Source organism: Streptomyces sp. NPDC111507 (genome assembly GCF_055638955.1).
In genome coordinates, this window is the sequence record NZ_JBVKBU010000003.1 from 704224 (window position 1) to 720784 (window position 16561).

A 16561-nucleotide genomic window follows, 5' to 3' on the forward strand; every position below is an offset into this window, starting at 1 on the left:
GTGCCGTCCACGGCGGCCGTCACGCACCCCTCAGTTCGCACTCCCCCGCGCTGTCACCAAGCCCGACTCGTAGGCGAACACCACCAGTTGGGCCCGGTCGCGGGCGCCCAGCTTCGTCATCGCCCGGCTGATGTGGGTCTTGGCGGTGAACGGGCTGATGACCATGTGCGCGGCGATCTCCTCGTTGGTCAGACCGCGCGCGGCGAGTGCCGTGACCTCACGTTCGCGGGGGGTGAGGCACTCCAGGCCGGGCGCGGTGGCCCGGTCCGGGGGCCGGGCGACGAACTCGCCGATCAGGGTGCGGGTCACGGACGGGGACAGCAGCGCCTCTCCCCGCGCGACGACCTCGATGGCCTGGAGCAGGTCGGCGGGCTCGGTGTCCTTGAGCAGGAAGCCACTGGCCCCGGCCCGCAGCGCCTCGAAGACGTACTCGTCCAGGCCGTAGTTGGTGAGCATGACGACGCGTACGGCGGACAGCTCCGGGTCGGCGGCGATACGGCGGGTGGCCTCGATGCCCGACATCACCGGCATCTGTACGTCGACGAGGGCGATGTCCGGCAAGGAAGCGCGCACCAGCGCGAGGCCCTGCCGGCCGTCGGCGGCCTCGCCCACGACCTCGATGCCGTCCTCGGCGTCGAGCAGGGCGCGAAAGCCCGCGCGCATCAGCGCCTGGTCGTCGACGAGTGCGACCCTGATCACGGCACCTGCTCCGGTAGGCCCAGCGGCAGTTCGGCGCGCACCGAGAAGCCGCCCTCCGTGCGCGGTGCGGCGTGCAGGGTGCCGCCGAGGGCCGTGACGCGTTCGCGCATGCCGGTGAGGCCGATGCCGGGGATGGGCGGCCGGGACGGGTCGGCGCCGCCGTCGTCGTCGACGGATATCGTCAGGTCGTCGGTGCTGTAGTCGAGTTGGACGGCCACCTTGGCGGATCCCGCGTGGCGCGCGGCGTTCGTCAGGGCCTCCTGGACGATGCGGTACGCGGCACGGTCCACCGTCGCCGTGAGCGGACGCTCGTCGCCGCACACCGTCAGCTCCACGGCGAGACCGGCCGCGCGTGCCCGCTCCACGAGCAGCGCGGGGGTGCCGGTCGGCTCGTCGGTGCGCAACACCTCAAGGGTTGCCCGCAGTTCGCGCATCGCCTCTCCGCCCGCCTCCTGGATGGCGAGCAGCGCGGGCGGGACCTCCTCACCGCGTTTGCGGGCGAGGTGGACGGCGACGCCGGCCTGGAGCTTGACGATCGAGATGCTGTGCGTGAGCGAGTCGTGCAACTCGCGGGCGATCCGCAGCCGTTCCTCGCCCGCGCGGCGCAGGGCCGCCTCCTCACGGGTGCGTTCGGCTTCCATCGCGCGCTGTTCCGTCTGGCGCAGATACGCCTGCCAGTTGCGGTCGGCGAGGCCTGTCACCAGGGCGCAAAGGAACCAGCCGGCCAGCAGGAGGGAGCGCTCGGCGCTTGCGCGTGCCGTGAGGTCCGCGGTCACGAATGCCGCCAGGAACAGGGCACTCGCGAGCGCCGCCACTCCTCGGTGACCCGCTCGGGCCGCCGTGTGGACGGCGCTCAGTACGGGGAGGGCGGCGAGGGTGCCGGGGTGGGCGTGCAGGACGTACGCCGTAGTGGTGACCGTACTGACCGCGAGTACCCGGCGCGGGGCGCGGCGGTAGGCCGCGAGGGCGAGGGAGCCCACGGTGATCAGCGCGTAGTCGGCGGGGCTCGCGCCGTCGTCGACCGCGGCCGCGGTCATGACGAGGGCACCGACCACGACCGCGAGGGCCGCGTCGGTCAGGTGCCTGCGCGTGCCCTGGTCCAACGCCATGTTCCGCACGATAGACGGCTGTTCGGACCGTGGCGTCAGACCTGTGGAGGGGGCCCGGCGTACTCCGGCTGGAGTAGATCACGACGCGCGGGGGGCGGGTGGGGGTAGCTCGGGATGCCTTCGGGTGGGCGACGACCGGAGACGGCTCCCTGAAGGAGGGTGGCGTCGGCGGCCGCGCCGGCGGCCCCGCGCTCATTGCCTACCAGGAGGTGTCCCATGCCCAGTCCCTTCCGTTACACCACCCCGTCTCCGCCCAGGTCCGCCACCGGCCGTGTCGCGGGCGTCTATGCCCAGCTCGCCGACGACTTCGGCATCGAGCGCGCGGTGACCTTCGTCGTGCTCTCGCCCGCTCCCGGTCTCATGGCCTCAGCCTGGGCGTTGATGCGCGAGTCGCTGATCGCGGGCGAGGGCAGCCGGACGGGGAAGGAACTCGCGGCGCTCGGGGTGTCCGTCGCCAACCGGTGCCCGTTCTGCGTGGACGCGCACACGATGTTGCTGCACGCGACCGGGGACCACCGGCTCGCGGAGACGGTGGCGCGCGGGGACACCCCCGCCGACGAGGAGCACGCGCGTGTGCTGGCATGGGGCGGGGCGACCCGGACCCCGGGTGCGCCCGAGTTGACGCCGTACCCCTTCCCCGTCGCGCACGCCCCCGCCTACATCGGCACCGCCCTGTCCTTCCACTTCATCAACCGCGTGGTGTCGGCGCTGCTCACCGAGAGTCTGCTGCCCGGCAACGCGCAACGGTTCCGGGCGGTGCGGAGTCTGGCCGGGCGGTCCGTCGCCCGGACGGTGCGCCGGCGAGCCGCGCCGGGTGCGGGCCTGGAACTCCTCGACGACCCAGGGCCCGGTCCTGACTGGGCGCGCGGGACCACCGTCGGCCCGGCCTACGCCGCGCTGCGGGCCGCCGCCACCGAGGGGGAGGGTCTGCTCGACGAGGCCGACCGGATCCTCGTACGTCGGACGCTCCGGGACTGGGACGGCTCGCACCCGCCGCTCGCGTGGGACGCACTGCCCGACCGTTCGCGCCCCGGGGCGCGGCTCGCGCTGCTGGCCGCGCTGGCCCCGTACCGGATCACGGACGAGGACGTGACGGCCTGGCGTAAACCCATCCATACCGACCACTGTCTGGTGCATCTGGTGGCGTACGGCGCGTTCGCCGCCGTCGACCGGATCGAGAGCGCGCTTCCCGTCCGCACGCCCGAGGAGACCTCATGACACAGATCGCCAACTCCGCTCAGGCGCACGCCTGGAACAGCACTCTCGGCAACCACTGGGCAAGCCATCACGAACGCTATGACACGCTCGTCTCGGGCCTGAACACCGCGCTCTTCGACGCGGCGGCGATCGCTTCGGGCGACCGCGTCCTGGACGTCGGCTGCGGGGCCGGTGCGACGACCCGGATCGCGGGCCGGCTGGCGGCGCACGGGCACGCGGTCGGGGTCGACATCTCGGCACCCCTGCTCGACCAGGCCCGGGCGACGACCGCCGCGGAGGGGGTCACCAACGTCGCGTACGAGCTCGCCGACGCCCAGATCCACCCCTTCCCGCCCGCCGGATACGACGTCCTGATCAGCCGGGGCGGAGTGATGTTCTTCGCGGACCACGCGGCGGCGTTCCGGAATCTGGCGCGCTCGCTGCGGCCGGGAGGGCGGCTCGCGTTCGTCTGCCCACAGCCCGCCGGTCCCGAGGTGGAGGAGTCACGCGCCCTGAGCCTTTTCGGAAAACTCCTGGACGAACCGGACGCCGCGACGGTCGCCGTCCAGGCCGCCATGGCCTCCCTGTCCGACCCGGCGCGCATCCGCGAGGTTCTGCGCGGGTGGGACGACGTGACGGTGACTCCGTTCGCGACGGAGACGACATGGGGGCGCGACGCCGCGGACGCCGTCGGCTTCATCCTCTCCCGCACGCCCGGCCGGACGGTCGACGCCGACACGCGCGCCGCCCTGGAGGACACCTTGCGCCCTTATGAGACGGATCGCGGCGTTCGACTCCGGGCGGCGGTGTGGCTGGTGACGGCGAAGTGGCGGACAGGCGATTCCCAGTGAGTCACTGTCACCACACAGGCACGGAGTGAGTTGGCACTTCCGCCCCACAGTGAGTCATGTGAGACTGGCGTTCCGTCCGCAGTGTGGACTCCCTCCGCACCGTCCCCCACGAGAAGTGCGCCGTGCATTCTCTTCCTCTGCCACTCGCCCTCACCGCGCGCCTGCTGCCGGTCGCGGTCCTCGCCTGCACGGGCTGGGTCATGTCGTCCGGCACGTCGACGACGACTCCGGCCGCCACCGACCACAAGTCGCCCCAGGCGACGCAGTCCCCGTCGGGCCCCGCGGCGACGGCGGTCGCGAAGACGTTCACCGCGGCCCCCGCGCCCTGCACCGGCGTGACGGAGAAGACGATCAAGGCCCTTGTCCCGGGCGCCAAGACGGCCGGCCAGGAGATTCCGTCGACCGACAAGTCGGTCCGCCGCACCTGTTCCTGGAATGCGCTCAAGGGGTTCGACTACCACTGGCTGGACGTCTCGTACGAGATCAAGGACTCGGACGAAGCGGCACAGAAGTCCTATACGGGGCGCGTCGCGGACAAGAGCGGCGGCGGGGCGGTTCCCGGCCTCGGCGACTCGGCCTACTCGGTCGTGAACCTCACCACCACGGACAAGCAGCAGACCCGCGAGGGAGTGGTGATCGTCCGCGCGTCCAACGCGCTGGTGGTCGTCACGTACAACGGCAGCAACTTCGAGACGAAGAAGGCGCCCAGTACGGACGAGATCAACAAGGGGGCCATCAAGGCCGCCAAGGACGTGGTGGCGACGCTGGAGAACGGCCAGAAGGGCTGACCGTTCTCCGACGGCTGTCCTCGCTCACACGTCAGACGGCGGTCTTCTCCTTGCCCCGCAGCAGCATCAGCGTCAGGTACAGGACCATCGACGTACCGAGTCCGACCGCCCAGCCGTAGTCGGCCAGGGACTTCAGCGCCGGGATGGGCCGTCCGTCGACGAGCGGATGGAAGTCGGCGCCGCCGACGGCCAGGACGCCTCCGGTGAGAAAGGCGACGACGGCCCGCCAGTTCCAGCCGCGGTCGTACCAGTAGCGGCCGCCCGTGCGGTACAGGTCGGTGGGGTCGCTGGCGTCGGCGGCCGGGCAGCATGCCCGGGAGCCCGCCGACAGTCACACCGGATCCCCTCGGGCTCGCGCCCAAGTGCCCGTTGGAGAAGGCCAAGAGCGCCACGGACAAGATCATCGAGCTTGCCCAAGAGGGCAAAATGAGGAAGGACAGCGGCTATCACCCGCACTTCGGCGACGACCGTGTGCTGGAGATCCTGAAGAACCCGGACGCCGTGTATCTCTCCGAGGGAGGCCGCGGAACTCTCACCTGCCGGCAGGGCGAGGACATCGTGATCACGAAGGGGCCCGGAGCCGGCGCAGGCGACGTGATCACCGGCTACGGCCCTTCCGGGATCAAGGGGGAAAGCGGGGTCAAGGCACTGGACGGATCGGTCGACGATCCCGGGGCCCCAGTGACTCACGACGCTACCGTGAACGGGGAGATTCCAAGTAGCAGAGGTGGCACCATGCCACCCGCCAAGCAGATTCGATGAGGCGGCATCCATGGTGAAGTTCTCGGTCGGCGAGACCATGAGTGTCGAAACGACGGGAAACCCGCTGGCGTTCACTCCACGTTTCAATTTCTCCGGCCCTCAGGTGATCGTCGCGGGATACGCAGACCCGGAAGGACGCGAGCGGCAGCTGGCAGGCACCTTCGGCAGCATGCAGTGGCTGTGGTCGGAGAACGACCATGTGCGGTTCGACCAGGGCAGCAGGGAACTGTGCAGTCTCACGCTTTTCGTACCCCCGAAATCCGTTCCCACCAAGGCCTGTCACCGCGTGCCCGACGGGCCGCGGACCGTGCCGGGCGGGCTGCGGGCAGACACTGCGGAGGACTTCGACCTGCCCCAGGCGACGGTCTTCTGCTGCGGCCCCGAAGCCAGCGAGTTGAGGTGTGTCAGGGACCTCAGCGTGCTCGACGGACCGCTGGACGCCCGGCTCGGCATCGCCCCTGACGTGGACCTCTTGGTCCAGGATGGCTCAGTGGTCGGCTGGAGCCTCATCGATCCCGCCCGATATCTGACGGACGGTTTCGCCGAGCCCGATACAGCGCCGCCCTCGCCCGCCACCCGGCTCCGGCTCGCCGAGTGCCTCGCTCTGGTCTCCGAGCCGCTCGTCGACGAGGTGATGGACCAGGACGAGGACGCATGGCGCATGCTCCGGGCTACCGAGCGCGCCCTACGCGACCAGCGGGACGACCGGCGTCGCGCGGACGTCCTGCACCAGGTCATCAGCCGACTGCTCGAGGACTACGAGTCCTGATGGACTCAGGTCGGCCGGGGACGGACCCGCACAGAGTCAAGAAGTTCAGCGTCCCCGGCCTGTGGTGGGCTCAGCAACTGCGCTTTGAACGCGCGCTCGTACACCCTGAACGTCGACGGCGTCCACGTCCTTGAGTACGTCGCCGCTGTCTAGTACTGCAACGGTGTCTGTTCTGAGTGCTGGGCAGTTTTCAGGGGCTGTGTCCGCGTCGTTTGTAGTGACTGCGGCGGGCATGGTGTTGGCGTCGTCGGCGCCATGTCGACCAGTGCAGGATGTGGTCGATCGGTGCCGGTCGGCGGTCGGTGAGGAGGGTGATCAGCCGTCGGATCTCAGCGAGGCTGAGCTGGGATGATCCGTTTCTGCTTTCTCCGTGTCCAGCTGGCGGGCCCACAGGACGGTGAGGCAGGCGTGGGCGGCCATGGCGAGGGTCATGTGGCGGTGCCAGCGTCCGGTACCGGCACTGACCGCGCGAGCCGTGATTCAGACGCGATCCTCGGGTGCGACATAGTCGAAGGTCGGGCCTACGGCGAGACCGTCATCATCCTGGATGGCCATCAGGCTCTGCGCCTGTCCCTTGATCGCGTACATCGTGCCCACCGATACTCCCAGCATCGCCGGATTGCCGTTGAAGGCCTGCTCCAGCTGTCGCAACATCTTGCAGTACGTCTGGTTGAACGCTTCCTGCGCTGTGCGGATCGCGCTGCCCTCGGGGTGATCCTCCAGCCGCGGGTTGGGGCGCAAGGGACGGATACCGGCAGGGTCCACGGTCACCGCCTCCCCGGTGGGGCCGGACTCAGGCGTGTCCTCGGGCCGGTAGCGCCGGCCAAGCGCGAGTTCCTGGAACCGGTAGTAGTGGGAAACCGCCTTGGTCTCGGGGTGGAACAGGTCGATGTCCCCGTCCCAGACGTCGGCGCGGGCCGCGCCCTCGCCCTGCTCGACGATCTCCTCAAGCACCGCAAGCGCCGAGCTGAGGTCGGTGACGGGGCTGAGGTGCCCAGCCGTGTGGGCGAACGGGCCGCCGGCGACCTGACGGCTGGGGTCCCCGGTGAAGACCTGGTCCTCACCCAGTTCGGCGCACAGGCGCCGCAGCCCCTTCTCGATGGCGTCGTAGAACTGCCCGATGGTCTCGTAGTTGTCGCCCTCGGCCGGGTCTCCCGGATGCGCCGGCTGTTCGAGACGGAGGAACATTCCGAGGGCCTCCTGCCCGAACGGCAGCAGGGCCAGCTGGATGGACCGGTCGGCGTGCGGCATGGTCCGTGGGTGAGGAGGCAGCAGATGGGGCGCGTCCAGGCGGGGCTGTCCGCCGACCGCGTTGAGCAGGTTCGCGGCCAGAGCGAGGTGAATCATCTCCTCGACGAAGACACTGCCGATGAGCTGTGCGGCGTCCGCGTTCCGCACGGGGTCGAGGGAGTACAGGGCCGTCAGGTAGGGCGGCAGCGTGGAGTGTTCCACTTCGATGGCCCACTGCAGGTGCCTGCGCAGATCTTCCAGCGTCGCGATGCCCGTCGTCGAGAGGTCATCGGAATGGTCGAACTTGTCCTGAAGCATGGATGGGAGGCTCACTTCCGGTGTCGTAGCGCAAGGGCGGCCGGCTTGCTTGCGGCCAACGTCAGAACGCCGATGTCGTCACGTCCACAACGAAACTGTTGGTCCGCCGCCGAAAGGGCAGGCGCTGCCCTTGATTCACCTCACTGACCGGACAGGCCCAACATCTGTGACACCGACCGGGAACCCCTTCACACACCAATGATGGTTTCCACACGCAAGCATTGATGCTTGGTAGAAGTGACATAGTGTTTCGACCGTTGGCCAGTCGGGCTCGACTTTCGTCGTTCTGGCAGGTTTGGAGTGATCAGGCCGCGGCGGTGTCGAGGGTGGCTACGGCCCATGCCTGTTGGACGGCGCGGATTTCCTGATCGGTGGGCCGGCCTGAGCGGGTGGGCAGAAATCGGGCGGCGATGATGAGCCGGCGGAGCCTGGCGACCATGTCCGAGACAGACGGGGCGGTTTTGGTGGTGTACCAGGGGGCGCGCTCGCGGCGGTCGGCGGCATCGTTCGGCTGGTGGCCGTGCAGCGCGTACCGGACGACGGTGATCGTGTAGCAGTACAGGCCGAACGGGACGGTGCGCTCGACCGCTCGGGTGCGGCTGTGGGCCTGGCCGGCCCCGAGCAGGTCGCGGGCCTCGGCGAAGGTGACCTCGATCGACCGCTGGAATGCCGACGGCGAGGGCGTCGAGCGCGCCGCCCTCACCCAGGCCGGCCTCACCCGCGCGGACGCCCCCGAGGCCCTCGCACCGCGGACGCGGGCAGGCGGGTGGTGAAGGTGCGTGCAGGTGGCGGGCAGGTCGCGCAGCGTCTTGCCGTGGTAGGCCGCGTCCGCGACGACGTGGATGCGCCGGCCGTGGTGTCAGGCGGCGAGGAGGCGGAGGACGCGGCGAGGTCGACCTTGGACTGCTCCTGCTTCGGGCGCCACAGCCGGACCATCACCGGCAGGCACACCGGCCGTTCGAGGCAGGGGAGTTGGACCACGATGCCGATCACGACGAAGCAGGTCCCGCGCCCAACCGGCTTGGGACCCTTGGTGGCGCCGTCGTGCTGCCAGGCCGCCCCGAACACCTTCTTCCCGCGCCGCTTGAACAGGGTGTCGTCCGCCGCGAGGGTCAGCACCGCGCTCTCGGGCAGCAGGCGGCGCACGATCAGGTGGGACAGGGACACGCCCAGCAGGTCCGGGTTCCACCGGGAGAAGAACACGTGGGCGCGGTCATGAGACCAGACGCGCGTCAACTCCGCGCCGCTGAGCATCCCGGTCACCGTGCACCGCCCGGTCTGCGCGATCAGCCCCGTGACCAGCGAGGAGAAGGTGGTGAAGGTGGGAGCGGTGAAGCAGCCCCGCAGCAACTGCGCTCCAACACGGCGAGCAGCGAAGCAGGTACGGTCGGATCCGGCAGTATCGGTGGGTCCCTCCCCGGAGGAGACAGAAGCACCGCCGATGCTTCTCTGCTGTCTCCAGCCTGCGCGGCCGGATGACGCCACATCACCCGTCTGAACTAGCTCCGTCCAACCGGCCGGAGGTGGCTCTCGGCGAAGCTGCGCAGTTCGTCGCGGGTTCGTGCGGGGTCGGTCGCGGCTTCGGTGGCACGGCCTCTGGGGAGGTAGCGGACGCCGTCGATCTCGCAGATCAGCGGCCCCACGCCGGTGTTGAGCACCAGGGCCTCGCCGACCGGAGCGGGACCGCCGACGGTGCGGCGCTCACTGCCGCGGGATCGGGAGATCGGCTGGAGGAACAGCGGCGCTGTCACCTCGCCGCCCTCCGGTCGGAACAGGACCAGCGCCATCTCGCCGGGATTCCGGCACAGACGGACGTAGCGCATGGGCTGCCATGTGCTCTTCCCGGCGTCCGAACGCGCGGCACGCAGTACCGGACCGCACAGGGCGGAGCGGTCGGTCGCGACCCAGCCGATCCGGGCGAGGGACGCGATGCCGACCGTGCCGAACACGAGGAAGCGCCAGTGCCCCAGGTGGAAGTGGTCCTCGAGGATGGCGGCGGAGGAGAACCCCAGGGAGTACCAGGCGTTGGTGCCGAGGGCGGTGGTCAGCACCCAGATGCGCGGCGATATGGACGTGCGGCCGAAGCCGCGGCGCGGCGGGGTCACCCGGGGGCCCGGGCGATGGCGATCGCCGTGTCGGGCCGCGGCGGCGAGGCTCGCGTAGCTCAGGTCGTCATCGAGGGCGGGCCACCTGTCCTCGCCCGCCTCGCCGCCCGCGGCCGCCCGCGGGGGGATCGCCGGCCGGGCCCGGCGCGCCAGCCGGACGCGTCGGGCGCAGGCCAGCGGGTTGACCATCAACGCACCGCCCAGGCCGAGCAGGCCGAGGCCGCCTCCGAGCACGGCGACCACACTCAGGACGGTTCGCGTGTTCACGGCCTCACCCAGGAAGGGCCAGGGCAGGGCGGTGATCCGGATGCGGTCGCCGGAGCGGACGTCTGTCGTGTCGCAGTCCACAGCCGCCCGCTGTGCACCGCCGTCCCAGCCGACGGTGCAGCTGTCGTCGTCCCGGTCCACACGGACGACCTCGGCGGCGGTGTGCTTCCCGAGCAGCGCGACGTCCGCGGTGGCCAGGCCCACGAACAGGGACGCCGCGAGGGCGAGTACCGCCCATGGCGGTGCGGCCGGCAGAAGCAGCCGTCGGGCGGGCGCGGAAACCGGGCGGGTCTGTTCGCCCAGCCAGGCGCCGAGGGTCCGCGCATCGTGCGTGGCCAAGCGCAGCCGCAGCACCTGGCCTTCGGGTGTCCGGTAGCGCAGGTTGACCTTCTCGAAGGGGGGCCGGCCGTTGGTGGAGACTGTCGCGTCCAGGGCCTCGCCACCGCGTGGCAGGGCGGTGACGTTCCCGGAACGGTCCAGAAAGACGGGCCCGTCGAGGCGTGGGTCGACCAGCAGTCGGCCCTTGTGGCCGTCGAGTCGGCAGCGGAAGTGCACGGCCCGGCCCGCTGCAAGGCCGCGCCGCCTCCTTGCCGCCGCCCATCGGGCCAGCCCGGCTATGACCATGGGGATCACCACGAGCCCCACAAAGCTGGCGATCATCGCTTCTGTCGTCTCCTCCGCTGTGAGTGATCGGAGAAGCGTATGAGGGCTGCCAGGGGCCCTGACCCGGGGGTGCCCTCGGGCCTGCCTGGACGATCGGCACCGCAGTGGACGGCCGCGCCGTGCGTCGCGGGGCCCGCAGTTCCGTTGGAGAGGATCCAGTTACTCTGAGCGACCCCAACGACGATCAACGAAAACGCCGAAAGTCGAGAGTCGGGGATAGATCACGCTTTCCAAAATCGTGCCCCAGCAGGGCCATTTCCCGCCTTCCTGGCCTCATGTTCCACACTCTCCGGAGGTCGCGGTGCTCACTTTCGGCCCGGCCTCGGCAATCATGTTCCCCGGGGAGTTATCCCTGAATGGTGTGTCTCATGGCTGGGCTGTTCTACGACGCCGACGCCGACCTGTCCATCATCCAGGGCCGCAAGGTCGCGGTCATCGGTTACGGCAGCCAGGGTCACGCCCACGCGCTGTCGCTGCGCAACTCGGGTGTCGACGTGCGTGTCGGTCTGCACGAGCGCTCCAAGTCCAAGGCGAAGGCCGAGGAGCAGGGCCTGCGCGTGGTGCCCCCGGCCGAGGCCGCCGCCGAGGCCGACGTCATCATGATCCTGATCCCGGACCCGATCCAGGCCCAGGTCTACGAGGAGTCCATCGCCCCGAACCTGAACTACGGCGACGCGCTGTTCTTCGGCCACGGCCTGAACATCCGCTTCGGCTTCATCAAGCCCCCGGCCGGTGTCGACGTCTGCATGGTCGCTCCGAAGGGCCCAGGCCACCTGGTGCGCCGGCAGTACGAGGAGGGCCGCGGCGTTCCCTGTCTGATGGCGGTGGAGCAGAACGCGACGGGCGAGACACTTCAGCTCGCGCTGTCGTACGCCAAGGGCATCGGCGGCACCCGCGCCGGCGTCATCAAGACCACCTTCACCGAGGAGACCGAGACCGACCTCTTCGGCGAGCAGGCCGTCCTCGCCGGCGGTGTCACCGCTTTGGTGAAGGCGGGCTACCAGCCGGAGATCGCGTACTTCGAGTGCCTCCACGAGCTGAAGCTCATCGTCGACCTCATGTACGAGGGCGGCCTGGAGAAGATGCGCTGGTCGGTCTCCGAGACCGCCGAGTGGGGCGACTACGTCACCGGCCCGCGGATCATCACCGACGCCACCAAGGCCGAGATGAAGAAGGTCCACCGGCAAGCAGCTCCGCAAGCTGATGAGCCGGGTCGACGAGGAGGCGTGACCGCTCGCCCCGGCGGCCGTTGAGGAAGCTGCCGGCGCGGTACCCGCCCCGCGTCGAAGCACAGGCCCCGCCGCATGTGCGGGGCGCCGCTGGTCTGATGCCTACGTCCGGTCCTGTCCGGACGTAGGCATTACGATCCGGGGCAGCGAGGACTCGGCTCTCCTCCCCTGATCAGTCGTTCATGCCAGTCTGAGCGGCAGCGGAGACCTCGGCGGCCGGCGCTTCGGGCAGGTCTTCCAGGAAGCCCGCAGAGGGTGTGAAGAACAGGGAGCCCGTGACCGGAGTGGAGAAATCCAGAATACGGTCGTACCGCGCTGTCGCCGTGCCCAGGAACATCCGCTCCAGCATCGTCTCCGTGACCTCGGGGCTACGCGCGTAGCCGATGAAATAGGTGCCGAACTCCCCACGGCCCACGGATCCGAACGGCATGTTGTCACGTAGGATCTCGCGCTCGTTGCCGTCCGCATCGGTGATCGACGTGAGAGCACTGTGTGAGTTCGCCGGTTTCACGTCGTCCGTGAGTTCCACGTCGGACAGCTTCCGCCGGCCGATCGCCTTCTCCTGCGCTTCGACAGGCAGGGCTTCCCAGGCTTCGAGATCGTGCAGGTACTTCTGTACGACGACATAACTTCCGCCCGCGAAGGAGGGGTCCTCCCCGCCGACGAGCACTGCCGCATGCGCCGCCGGGCCCGTCGGATTCTCCGTACCGTCGACGAAGCCGAGCAGGTCGCGTCCGTCGAAGTACTTGAAGCCGTGCACTTCGTCCTGGACCGTGACCACTCCGCGCAGTCGGCCCATGATCTCTGCGGCGAGCGCGAAGCACAGGTCCAGCCGGGAGGCCCGGAGGTGGAACAGCAGGTCGCCAGGGGTGGCGACAGCCTGGTGCACCGGACCGTGCAGAGCCCTGAATGGATGCAGCCGGGCCGGACGCGGTCCGGCGAACAGGCGGTCCCAGGCGTGCGAACCGATGCCGGTGACGCAGCTCAGCCTGCCGTCGGGCTGGGCGCGGAACCCCACAGCCCGTTCCAGTGAGCCGAGGTCGGGCAACAGCTCGCGAACGGTGGCCTCGCCGCCGCTGTCGATCGTGACGACCAGGAAGACCGCCGCGCTGGTCAGTGGAGACAGAACCATCTGAGGCACCGGTTCTGTGACTTCTCTGGACATGAGTCATCCCCTTTTCTTCGGCCGCAGCAGCGGCAGGTGGCTTCAGTAGTCGCCTGGACGGTCGGTGCGGGACAGCTCACGCTCCTCCTGAGGCGTCAATGGCCTCGGGGCCGCGGTGGCGTTCAAACGCGTGGAGGGCGCTCCCACTCGGTACGTCTTGGGAGGCAGTTCCTCCAGGAGCTTGGCCAGGCATCTGTGCGCGCTCCGGTCCTCGCCACGCGGCGGTGCCATCGTCGGCGACCGATTCCATGCCCTAGGAAGGGATATCGGGCGCAGGGCGACTGGTGAACCATTCCCGGTAGGTCGTCTGCGCGATGAAGGCCTCGGCACCAGGAAGAAGGTCCGAGGGCCGAAGACGGGCCCCGAAGAAACGGCTGCGGACGTCCGTGAAGACTCGGTGGTACTCGAGATTCGCCGGGAGTGCGGCACGTATGAACGCGTCCAGCCTGAACTTCTCCGGGCCGGCGATCTCATGGACGCCGATCAGAGGTCGGGACACTGCGGTATGCGCAAGCAACATCGCCACGTCCGTCAGGGCCACCGGACGCACTTCGACCGGCGGCACCCATACGATCCAGTCCTCGGTGCCCGCAGTCGCTATGTCCTCGACCGACTCAAACATCTGCGTGGCGCGAAGTATGGAATAGGGCGTTCCTGACCGCTGAACAAGCGTTTCCTGAGCCTGTAGAACGCGGAAAGCGCCCTCACTTCTGATCCTGTCCACGCCTACGACGGACAAAGACACATGGTGCTTGACACCAGCAGCCTTCTCGACCTGGAGGAGGTCGCGGGTGGAACGGAGCCATGCTCTGGCGAGATTCTCCTCGTCCACGACAAGGCCTTGGACCTCGGTGAGGGTTCCGGCGGCCAGGGACGGCTGACACGAAAGGTCAATCACCACTGCGCAGTTGTGGAGGGCCGTAGCGATCTCTTCTCGGCTGAGCGAGTGAAGACCCTCGGGTGTCGATACCACGTCGACTTCGTGTCCGTGATCCCGGACCCAGAGTGCGGTCTCGACGCCTATGAGTCCGCCGTCGTCGAACACAACGACCTTCATTCGGAGAATCTCCCATGCCAAGGGGACCGCGCGGACGTCAGCGGGGCACCGTCGTCATGCGGTGTCGCCTCTGCGGACGCACGGTCCTGGTGCTCAACTGGACTCTGCGGGCATTTCCGCATGGATCCCCGCGAGGAGACCGGTGGACTGGCCCACCTCGATGAGGTAACCGTCGGGGTCGCGCAGGTAGCAACGCAGCTCGGACCCGCGGTCAACGGGCTCGGTGAGGAAGTCGGCCCCCTGTGCGACGGCATGGGCGTGGAAAGCGGCCATGTCGGCGACCCGCACATTGAGGAAGCTGGAAACACGCTCACCACTTCGGGGTGCCTCCAGTGTGACCCCCGGCTTGTCAGGCGTGGGCCCGCCTCCGGGATTCATGATGATCCAGCTGTTGGCGACCTTGACCATCGCCGGGTTCTCCTCCATCACGACCTCGCCGCCGAAGACGTCGGCGTAGAAGCGCCGGGACACGGCCACATCACGCACCGTCAGGAAATGCGCGAGGAGGAGGCCGTGTCGCGGTGTGGGCAGTTCCCCGTGAGGTGTCATCGTCCGTCATCCCTTCATGAGCCCGAACTGTCGGGGGGCAGGCCAGATGTTCCTGCTCCCCTGCGCTCACGCAGGTGCGGCGATGACACCCACATGCAGCTGAGGGGTTTGACCGAACAGGCAGCCGATCTGTGACACCGGCGGTCGTCTGACAGGGCGCCGGAGGACCGCCGGATGCGCACAGACGAGTGCCCGAGGCGCCGGTCGCGCCGGCGATGACCAGGTCATATCCCGGGCGTACGACAGCCTCAGTGGCAGACGATCTCCGGGGCACGGTATTCGAGAAGCCGCTGGTACAGGGTGACCTTGGCTGTCCACGGGTGGACAAGCACGCGCAGCCTCTGATGGATACCGGGTGATCTCGGCCGTATGCGCGTCCACCAGGGTCTTCACTCATCTGTCGAAGCAACTGACCCGCACGTGAGGCACGTTGCCACAGGCGCGGTGGGATGCTCAGGTGCGCCCGAGCCGGCCGGGACTGGCCGTCGCCGGTAGCCGCCGGGTCGGACGGCCCGGAGACGGCGTCCCTCGACCGCACGAGCGGATCGGTGCGGCCGGTCCTCAGTCCTGCTCGACACGTAAATGCGGTGACGAATGGTCAGGGACACCGCCACGCTCGCCGCCGCCACCCCACCGGCGCACAGAACCGCCCACGTACCCGCGAACGTACAGGCCAGGATCGCGGCGGCGGTCGTCGGCAGGACGACCTGCTGCCGCAGGGACGGCTTGTAGTGGCGTGCGTGCAGGAGCCAAGTGAAGAAGACGAATCCCGCCGTGGGAACGGTGACCGCGGCGGCGGCACTCAGGGTGCTGATGGGGGCCTCGCCGGTGACCTGCTCGATCGCTATGTGGAGTCCTGCGCCGATGGCCGCGGCGCTGCAGAAGACGGGGTAGTGGCCGTATCCCCACAGAAACGCGGTTTCTCCGCCGCGCAGGTGTTCGTGGATGGGAACGATGAAATAGATCCAGTAGGCGGCGAAGACGATCAGCAGGCCACCTGCCGCAATCGGCAGCAGGTCCGCGAAACTCCCCTCGTCCAGGGCCCGTTGCACGGCCACGGTCGCGGCGACGACCGTCTCGCCCAGGACGATCAGGGTGAACAGTCCGTAGCGTTCGGCGATGTGCCGGGGGTGCCAGGGGGTGGTGCCGCTGCGCTCGGCAACCGCGGGTACGGCTAGCTCCGCGGCCACGAGCAGGACGAACACCCACATCTGGACGCCGCCGCGGGGCAGGAACCCGAAGGCCACCCATCCGACCTGCAGGAGGGCGATGCCGCCTGCGTACCGCAGGGCGGTGGTCCGGGGGCCGCCTTGCTCACCGCCGGCCGCTCTGAGCCACTGGGTGGTCAGGGCCAGCCGCATCACCACATAGCCGGCCACGATGACGGAGTAGTCCGAGTGGTCGGAGGCCCGCGGCACCCCGGCCGCGAGGACGAGGACGCCCGCGATCTGCACCAGCGTGACGAGCCGATAGGGCACGTCGTCGGTGTCGTAGGCGGTGGCGAACCAGGTGAAGTTCATCCAGGCCCACCAGATGGCGAAGAAGATCATGGCGTAGCCGACGACCCCGTGTCCGGCGTGCCCCTGTGCCACGGCGTGCACCAACCTGCCGCCTGCCTGCGCGACGGCGACCACGAAGCACAGGTCGAACAGAAGCTCCAGCGGAGTGGCGGCGCGGTGCGCCTCCGCGGGGTCGCGCCTGACCATGATCCGCAACAGCGGCCTCCGCACGATCCCACCGTCCGTCGGACTGCCGCCCCGTTCGCTCACTGTCCCTTTCTCCTTTTCATTCGGAGCTTCCGCG

At 69.2% G+C, this 16561-nt stretch carries 15 protein-coding genes and 3 pseudogenes; 6 read left to right on the forward strand and 12 right to left on the reverse strand.

Annotation, left to right across the window (positions count from 1 at the left end; translation table 11 throughout):
* Positions 1–30 precede the first annotated feature (30 nt).
* Together ACZ7M2_RS15795 and ACZ7M2_RS15800 are read right to left on the reverse strand one after the other, a co-directional pair.
* Entirely contained in the window at positions 31–699 is a 669-nt protein-coding gene (locus tag ACZ7M2_RS15795; RefSeq protein WP_352044622.1) for a response regulator transcription factor, read from the reverse strand.
* Positions 696–1808 (reverse strand): sensor histidine kinase, encoded by a 1113-nt coding sequence (locus ACZ7M2_RS15800; protein WP_471595718.1) that lies wholly within the window; start codon positions 1806–1808, stop codon positions 696–698. The genes ACZ7M2_RS15795 and ACZ7M2_RS15800 overlap by 4 nt, the downstream gene beginning before the upstream one ends.
* A 216-nt stretch (positions 1809–2024) precedes the next feature.
* Here ACZ7M2_RS15800 and ACZ7M2_RS15805 point away from each other — a divergent pair, with 216 nt between their 5' ends.
* The 3 genes from ACZ7M2_RS15805 to ACZ7M2_RS15815 all read left to right on the forward strand — a co-directional run bounded on the left by ACZ7M2_RS15805 (position 2025) and on the right by ACZ7M2_RS15815 (position 4644).
* A complete protein-coding gene (locus ACZ7M2_RS15805; protein WP_471595719.1) occupies positions 2025–3026 on the forward strand; it encodes a carboxymuconolactone decarboxylase family protein in 1002 nt (333 codons plus the stop codon).
* Complete coding sequence (locus ACZ7M2_RS15810) at positions 3023–3856, forward strand: class I SAM-dependent methyltransferase (RefSeq protein WP_471595720.1); 834 nt, start codon at positions 3023–3025, stop codon at positions 3854–3856. The genes ACZ7M2_RS15805 and ACZ7M2_RS15810 overlap by 4 nt, the downstream gene beginning before the upstream one ends.
* Before the next feature lie 122 nt (positions 3857–3978).
* Positions 3979–4644, forward strand: a complete 666-nt coding sequence (locus tag ACZ7M2_RS15815; protein ID WP_471595721.1) for a hypothetical protein — start codon at positions 3979–3981, stop codon at positions 4642–4644.
* Between the two features lie 31 nt (positions 4645–4675).
* Here the strand turns inward: ACZ7M2_RS15815 and ACZ7M2_RS15820 are convergent.
* Positions 4676–4930 (reverse strand): annotated as a pseudogene (locus tag ACZ7M2_RS15820) (cytosine permease); the annotation flags it as partial.
* Positions 4931–5013: 83 nt separating this feature from the next.
* Between ACZ7M2_RS15820 and ACZ7M2_RS15825 the strand changes: the two are divergent.
* The gene (locus ACZ7M2_RS15825; RefSeq protein ID WP_471595722.1) at positions 5014–5406 is read left to right on the forward strand and encodes a hypothetical protein; all 393 of its coding nucleotides are present in this window, start codon (positions 5014–5016) and stop codon (positions 5404–5406) included.
* Between the two features lie 10 nt (positions 5407–5416).
* Positions 5417–6175, forward strand: coding sequence for a hypothetical protein (locus ACZ7M2_RS15830; protein WP_471595723.1), 759 nt, complete (start codon positions 5417–5419; stop codon positions 6173–6175).
* A gap of 315 nt (positions 6176–6490) precedes the next feature.
* Here the strand turns inward: ACZ7M2_RS15830 and ACZ7M2_RS15835 are convergent.
* The 5 genes and pseudogenes from ACZ7M2_RS15835 to ACZ7M2_RS15855 all read right to left on the reverse strand — a co-directional run.
* A pseudogene (locus ACZ7M2_RS15835) lies at positions 6491–6619 on the reverse strand (IS701 family transposase); the annotation flags it as partial.
* Positions 6620–6655: 36 nt separating this feature from the next.
* Entirely contained in the window at positions 6656–7723 is a 1068-nt protein-coding gene (locus ACZ7M2_RS15840) for a ferritin-like domain-containing protein (protein WP_471595724.1), read from the reverse strand.
* A 304-nt stretch (positions 7724–8027) separates the two neighbouring features.
* The gene (locus ACZ7M2_RS15845; RefSeq protein WP_471595725.1) at positions 8028–8426 is read right to left on the reverse strand and encodes a hypothetical protein; all 399 of its coding nucleotides are present in this window, start codon (positions 8424–8426) and stop codon (positions 8028–8030) included.
* An 11-nt stretch (positions 8427–8437) separates the two neighbouring features.
* Entirely contained in the window at positions 8438–9073 is a 636-nt protein-coding gene (locus ACZ7M2_RS15850) for a transposase (protein WP_471595726.1), read from the reverse strand.
* A gap of 149 nt (positions 9074–9222) precedes the next feature.
* Entirely contained in the window at positions 9223–10755 is a 1533-nt protein-coding gene (locus ACZ7M2_RS15855) for a hypothetical protein (RefSeq protein WP_471595727.1), read from the reverse strand.
* A 371-nt stretch (positions 10756–11126) separates the two neighbouring features.
* Between ACZ7M2_RS15855 and ilvC the strand changes: the two are divergent.
* A pseudogene (gene ilvC / locus ACZ7M2_RS15860) lies at positions 11127–11936 on the forward strand (ketol-acid reductoisomerase); the annotation flags it as partial.
* 223 nt (positions 11937–12159) lie between these two features.
* Here ilvC and ACZ7M2_RS15865 read toward each other — a convergent pair.
* The 4 genes from ACZ7M2_RS15865 to ACZ7M2_RS15880 all read right to left on the reverse strand — a co-directional run bounded on the left by ACZ7M2_RS15865 (position 12160) and on the right by ACZ7M2_RS15880 (position 16464).
* Complete coding sequence (locus tag ACZ7M2_RS15865; RefSeq protein ID WP_471595728.1) at positions 12160–13152, reverse strand: Dyp-type peroxidase; 993 nt, start codon at positions 13150–13152, stop codon at positions 12160–12162.
* A gap of 253 nt (positions 13153–13405) precedes the next feature.
* On the reverse strand, positions 13406–14209 hold the full coding sequence (locus ACZ7M2_RS15870) for an SDR family oxidoreductase (RefSeq protein ID WP_471595729.1): 804 nt from the start codon (positions 14207–14209) through the stop codon (positions 13406–13408).
* A gap of 93 nt (positions 14210–14302) precedes the next feature.
* Complete coding sequence (locus ACZ7M2_RS15875) at positions 14303–14758, reverse strand: VOC family protein (protein ID WP_471595730.1); 456 nt, start codon at positions 14756–14758, stop codon at positions 14303–14305.
* 389 nt (positions 14759–15147) lie between these two features.
* Positions 15148–16464 (reverse strand): low temperature requirement protein A, encoded by a 1317-nt coding sequence (locus ACZ7M2_RS15880; RefSeq protein WP_471596029.1) that lies wholly within the window; start codon positions 16462–16464, stop codon positions 15148–15150.
* Positions 16465–16561 lie beyond the last annotated feature (97 nt).

What these genes read in the sequence shown, in the direction of transcription:
- ACZ7M2_RS15800 (WP_471595718.1), bottom strand. Translation starts at nt 1,808, where the DNA reads ATGGCGTTGGACCAGGGCACGCGCAGGCACCTGACCGACGCGGCCCTC.
- ACZ7M2_RS15805 (WP_471595719.1), top strand. Translation starts at nt 2,025, where the DNA reads ATGCCCAGTCCCTTCCGTTACACCACCCCGTCTCCGCCCAGGTCCGCC.
- ACZ7M2_RS15810 (WP_471595720.1), top strand. Translation starts at nt 3,023, where the DNA reads ATGACACAGATCGCCAACTCCGCTCAGGCGCACGCCTGGAACAGCACT.
- ACZ7M2_RS15830 (WP_471595723.1), top strand. Translation starts at nt 5,417, where the DNA reads ATGGTGAAGTTCTCGGTCGGCGAGACCATGAGTGTCGAAACGACGGGA.
- ACZ7M2_RS15840 (WP_471595724.1), bottom strand. Translation starts at nt 7,723, where the DNA reads ATGCTTCAGGACAAGTTCGACCATTCCGATGACCTCTCGACGACGGGC.
- ACZ7M2_RS15855 (WP_471595727.1), bottom strand. Translation starts at nt 10,755, where the DNA reads ATGATCGCCAGCTTTGTGGGGCTCGTGGTGATCCCCATGGTCATAGCC.
- ACZ7M2_RS15865 (WP_471595728.1), bottom strand. Translation starts at nt 13,152, where the DNA reads ATGTCCAGAGAAGTCACAGAACCGGTGCCTCAGATGGTTCTGTCTCCA.
- ACZ7M2_RS15870 (WP_471595729.1), bottom strand. Translation starts at nt 14,209, where the DNA reads ATGAAGGTCGTTGTGTTCGACGACGGCGGACTCATAGGCGTCGAGACC.
- ACZ7M2_RS15875 (WP_471595730.1), bottom strand. Translation starts at nt 14,758, where the DNA reads ATGACACCTCACGGGGAACTGCCCACACCGCGACACGGCCTCCTCCTC.
- ACZ7M2_RS15880 (WP_471596029.1), bottom strand. Translation starts at nt 16,464, where the DNA reads ATGGTCAGGCGCGACCCCGCGGAGGCGCACCGCGCCGCCACTCCGCTG.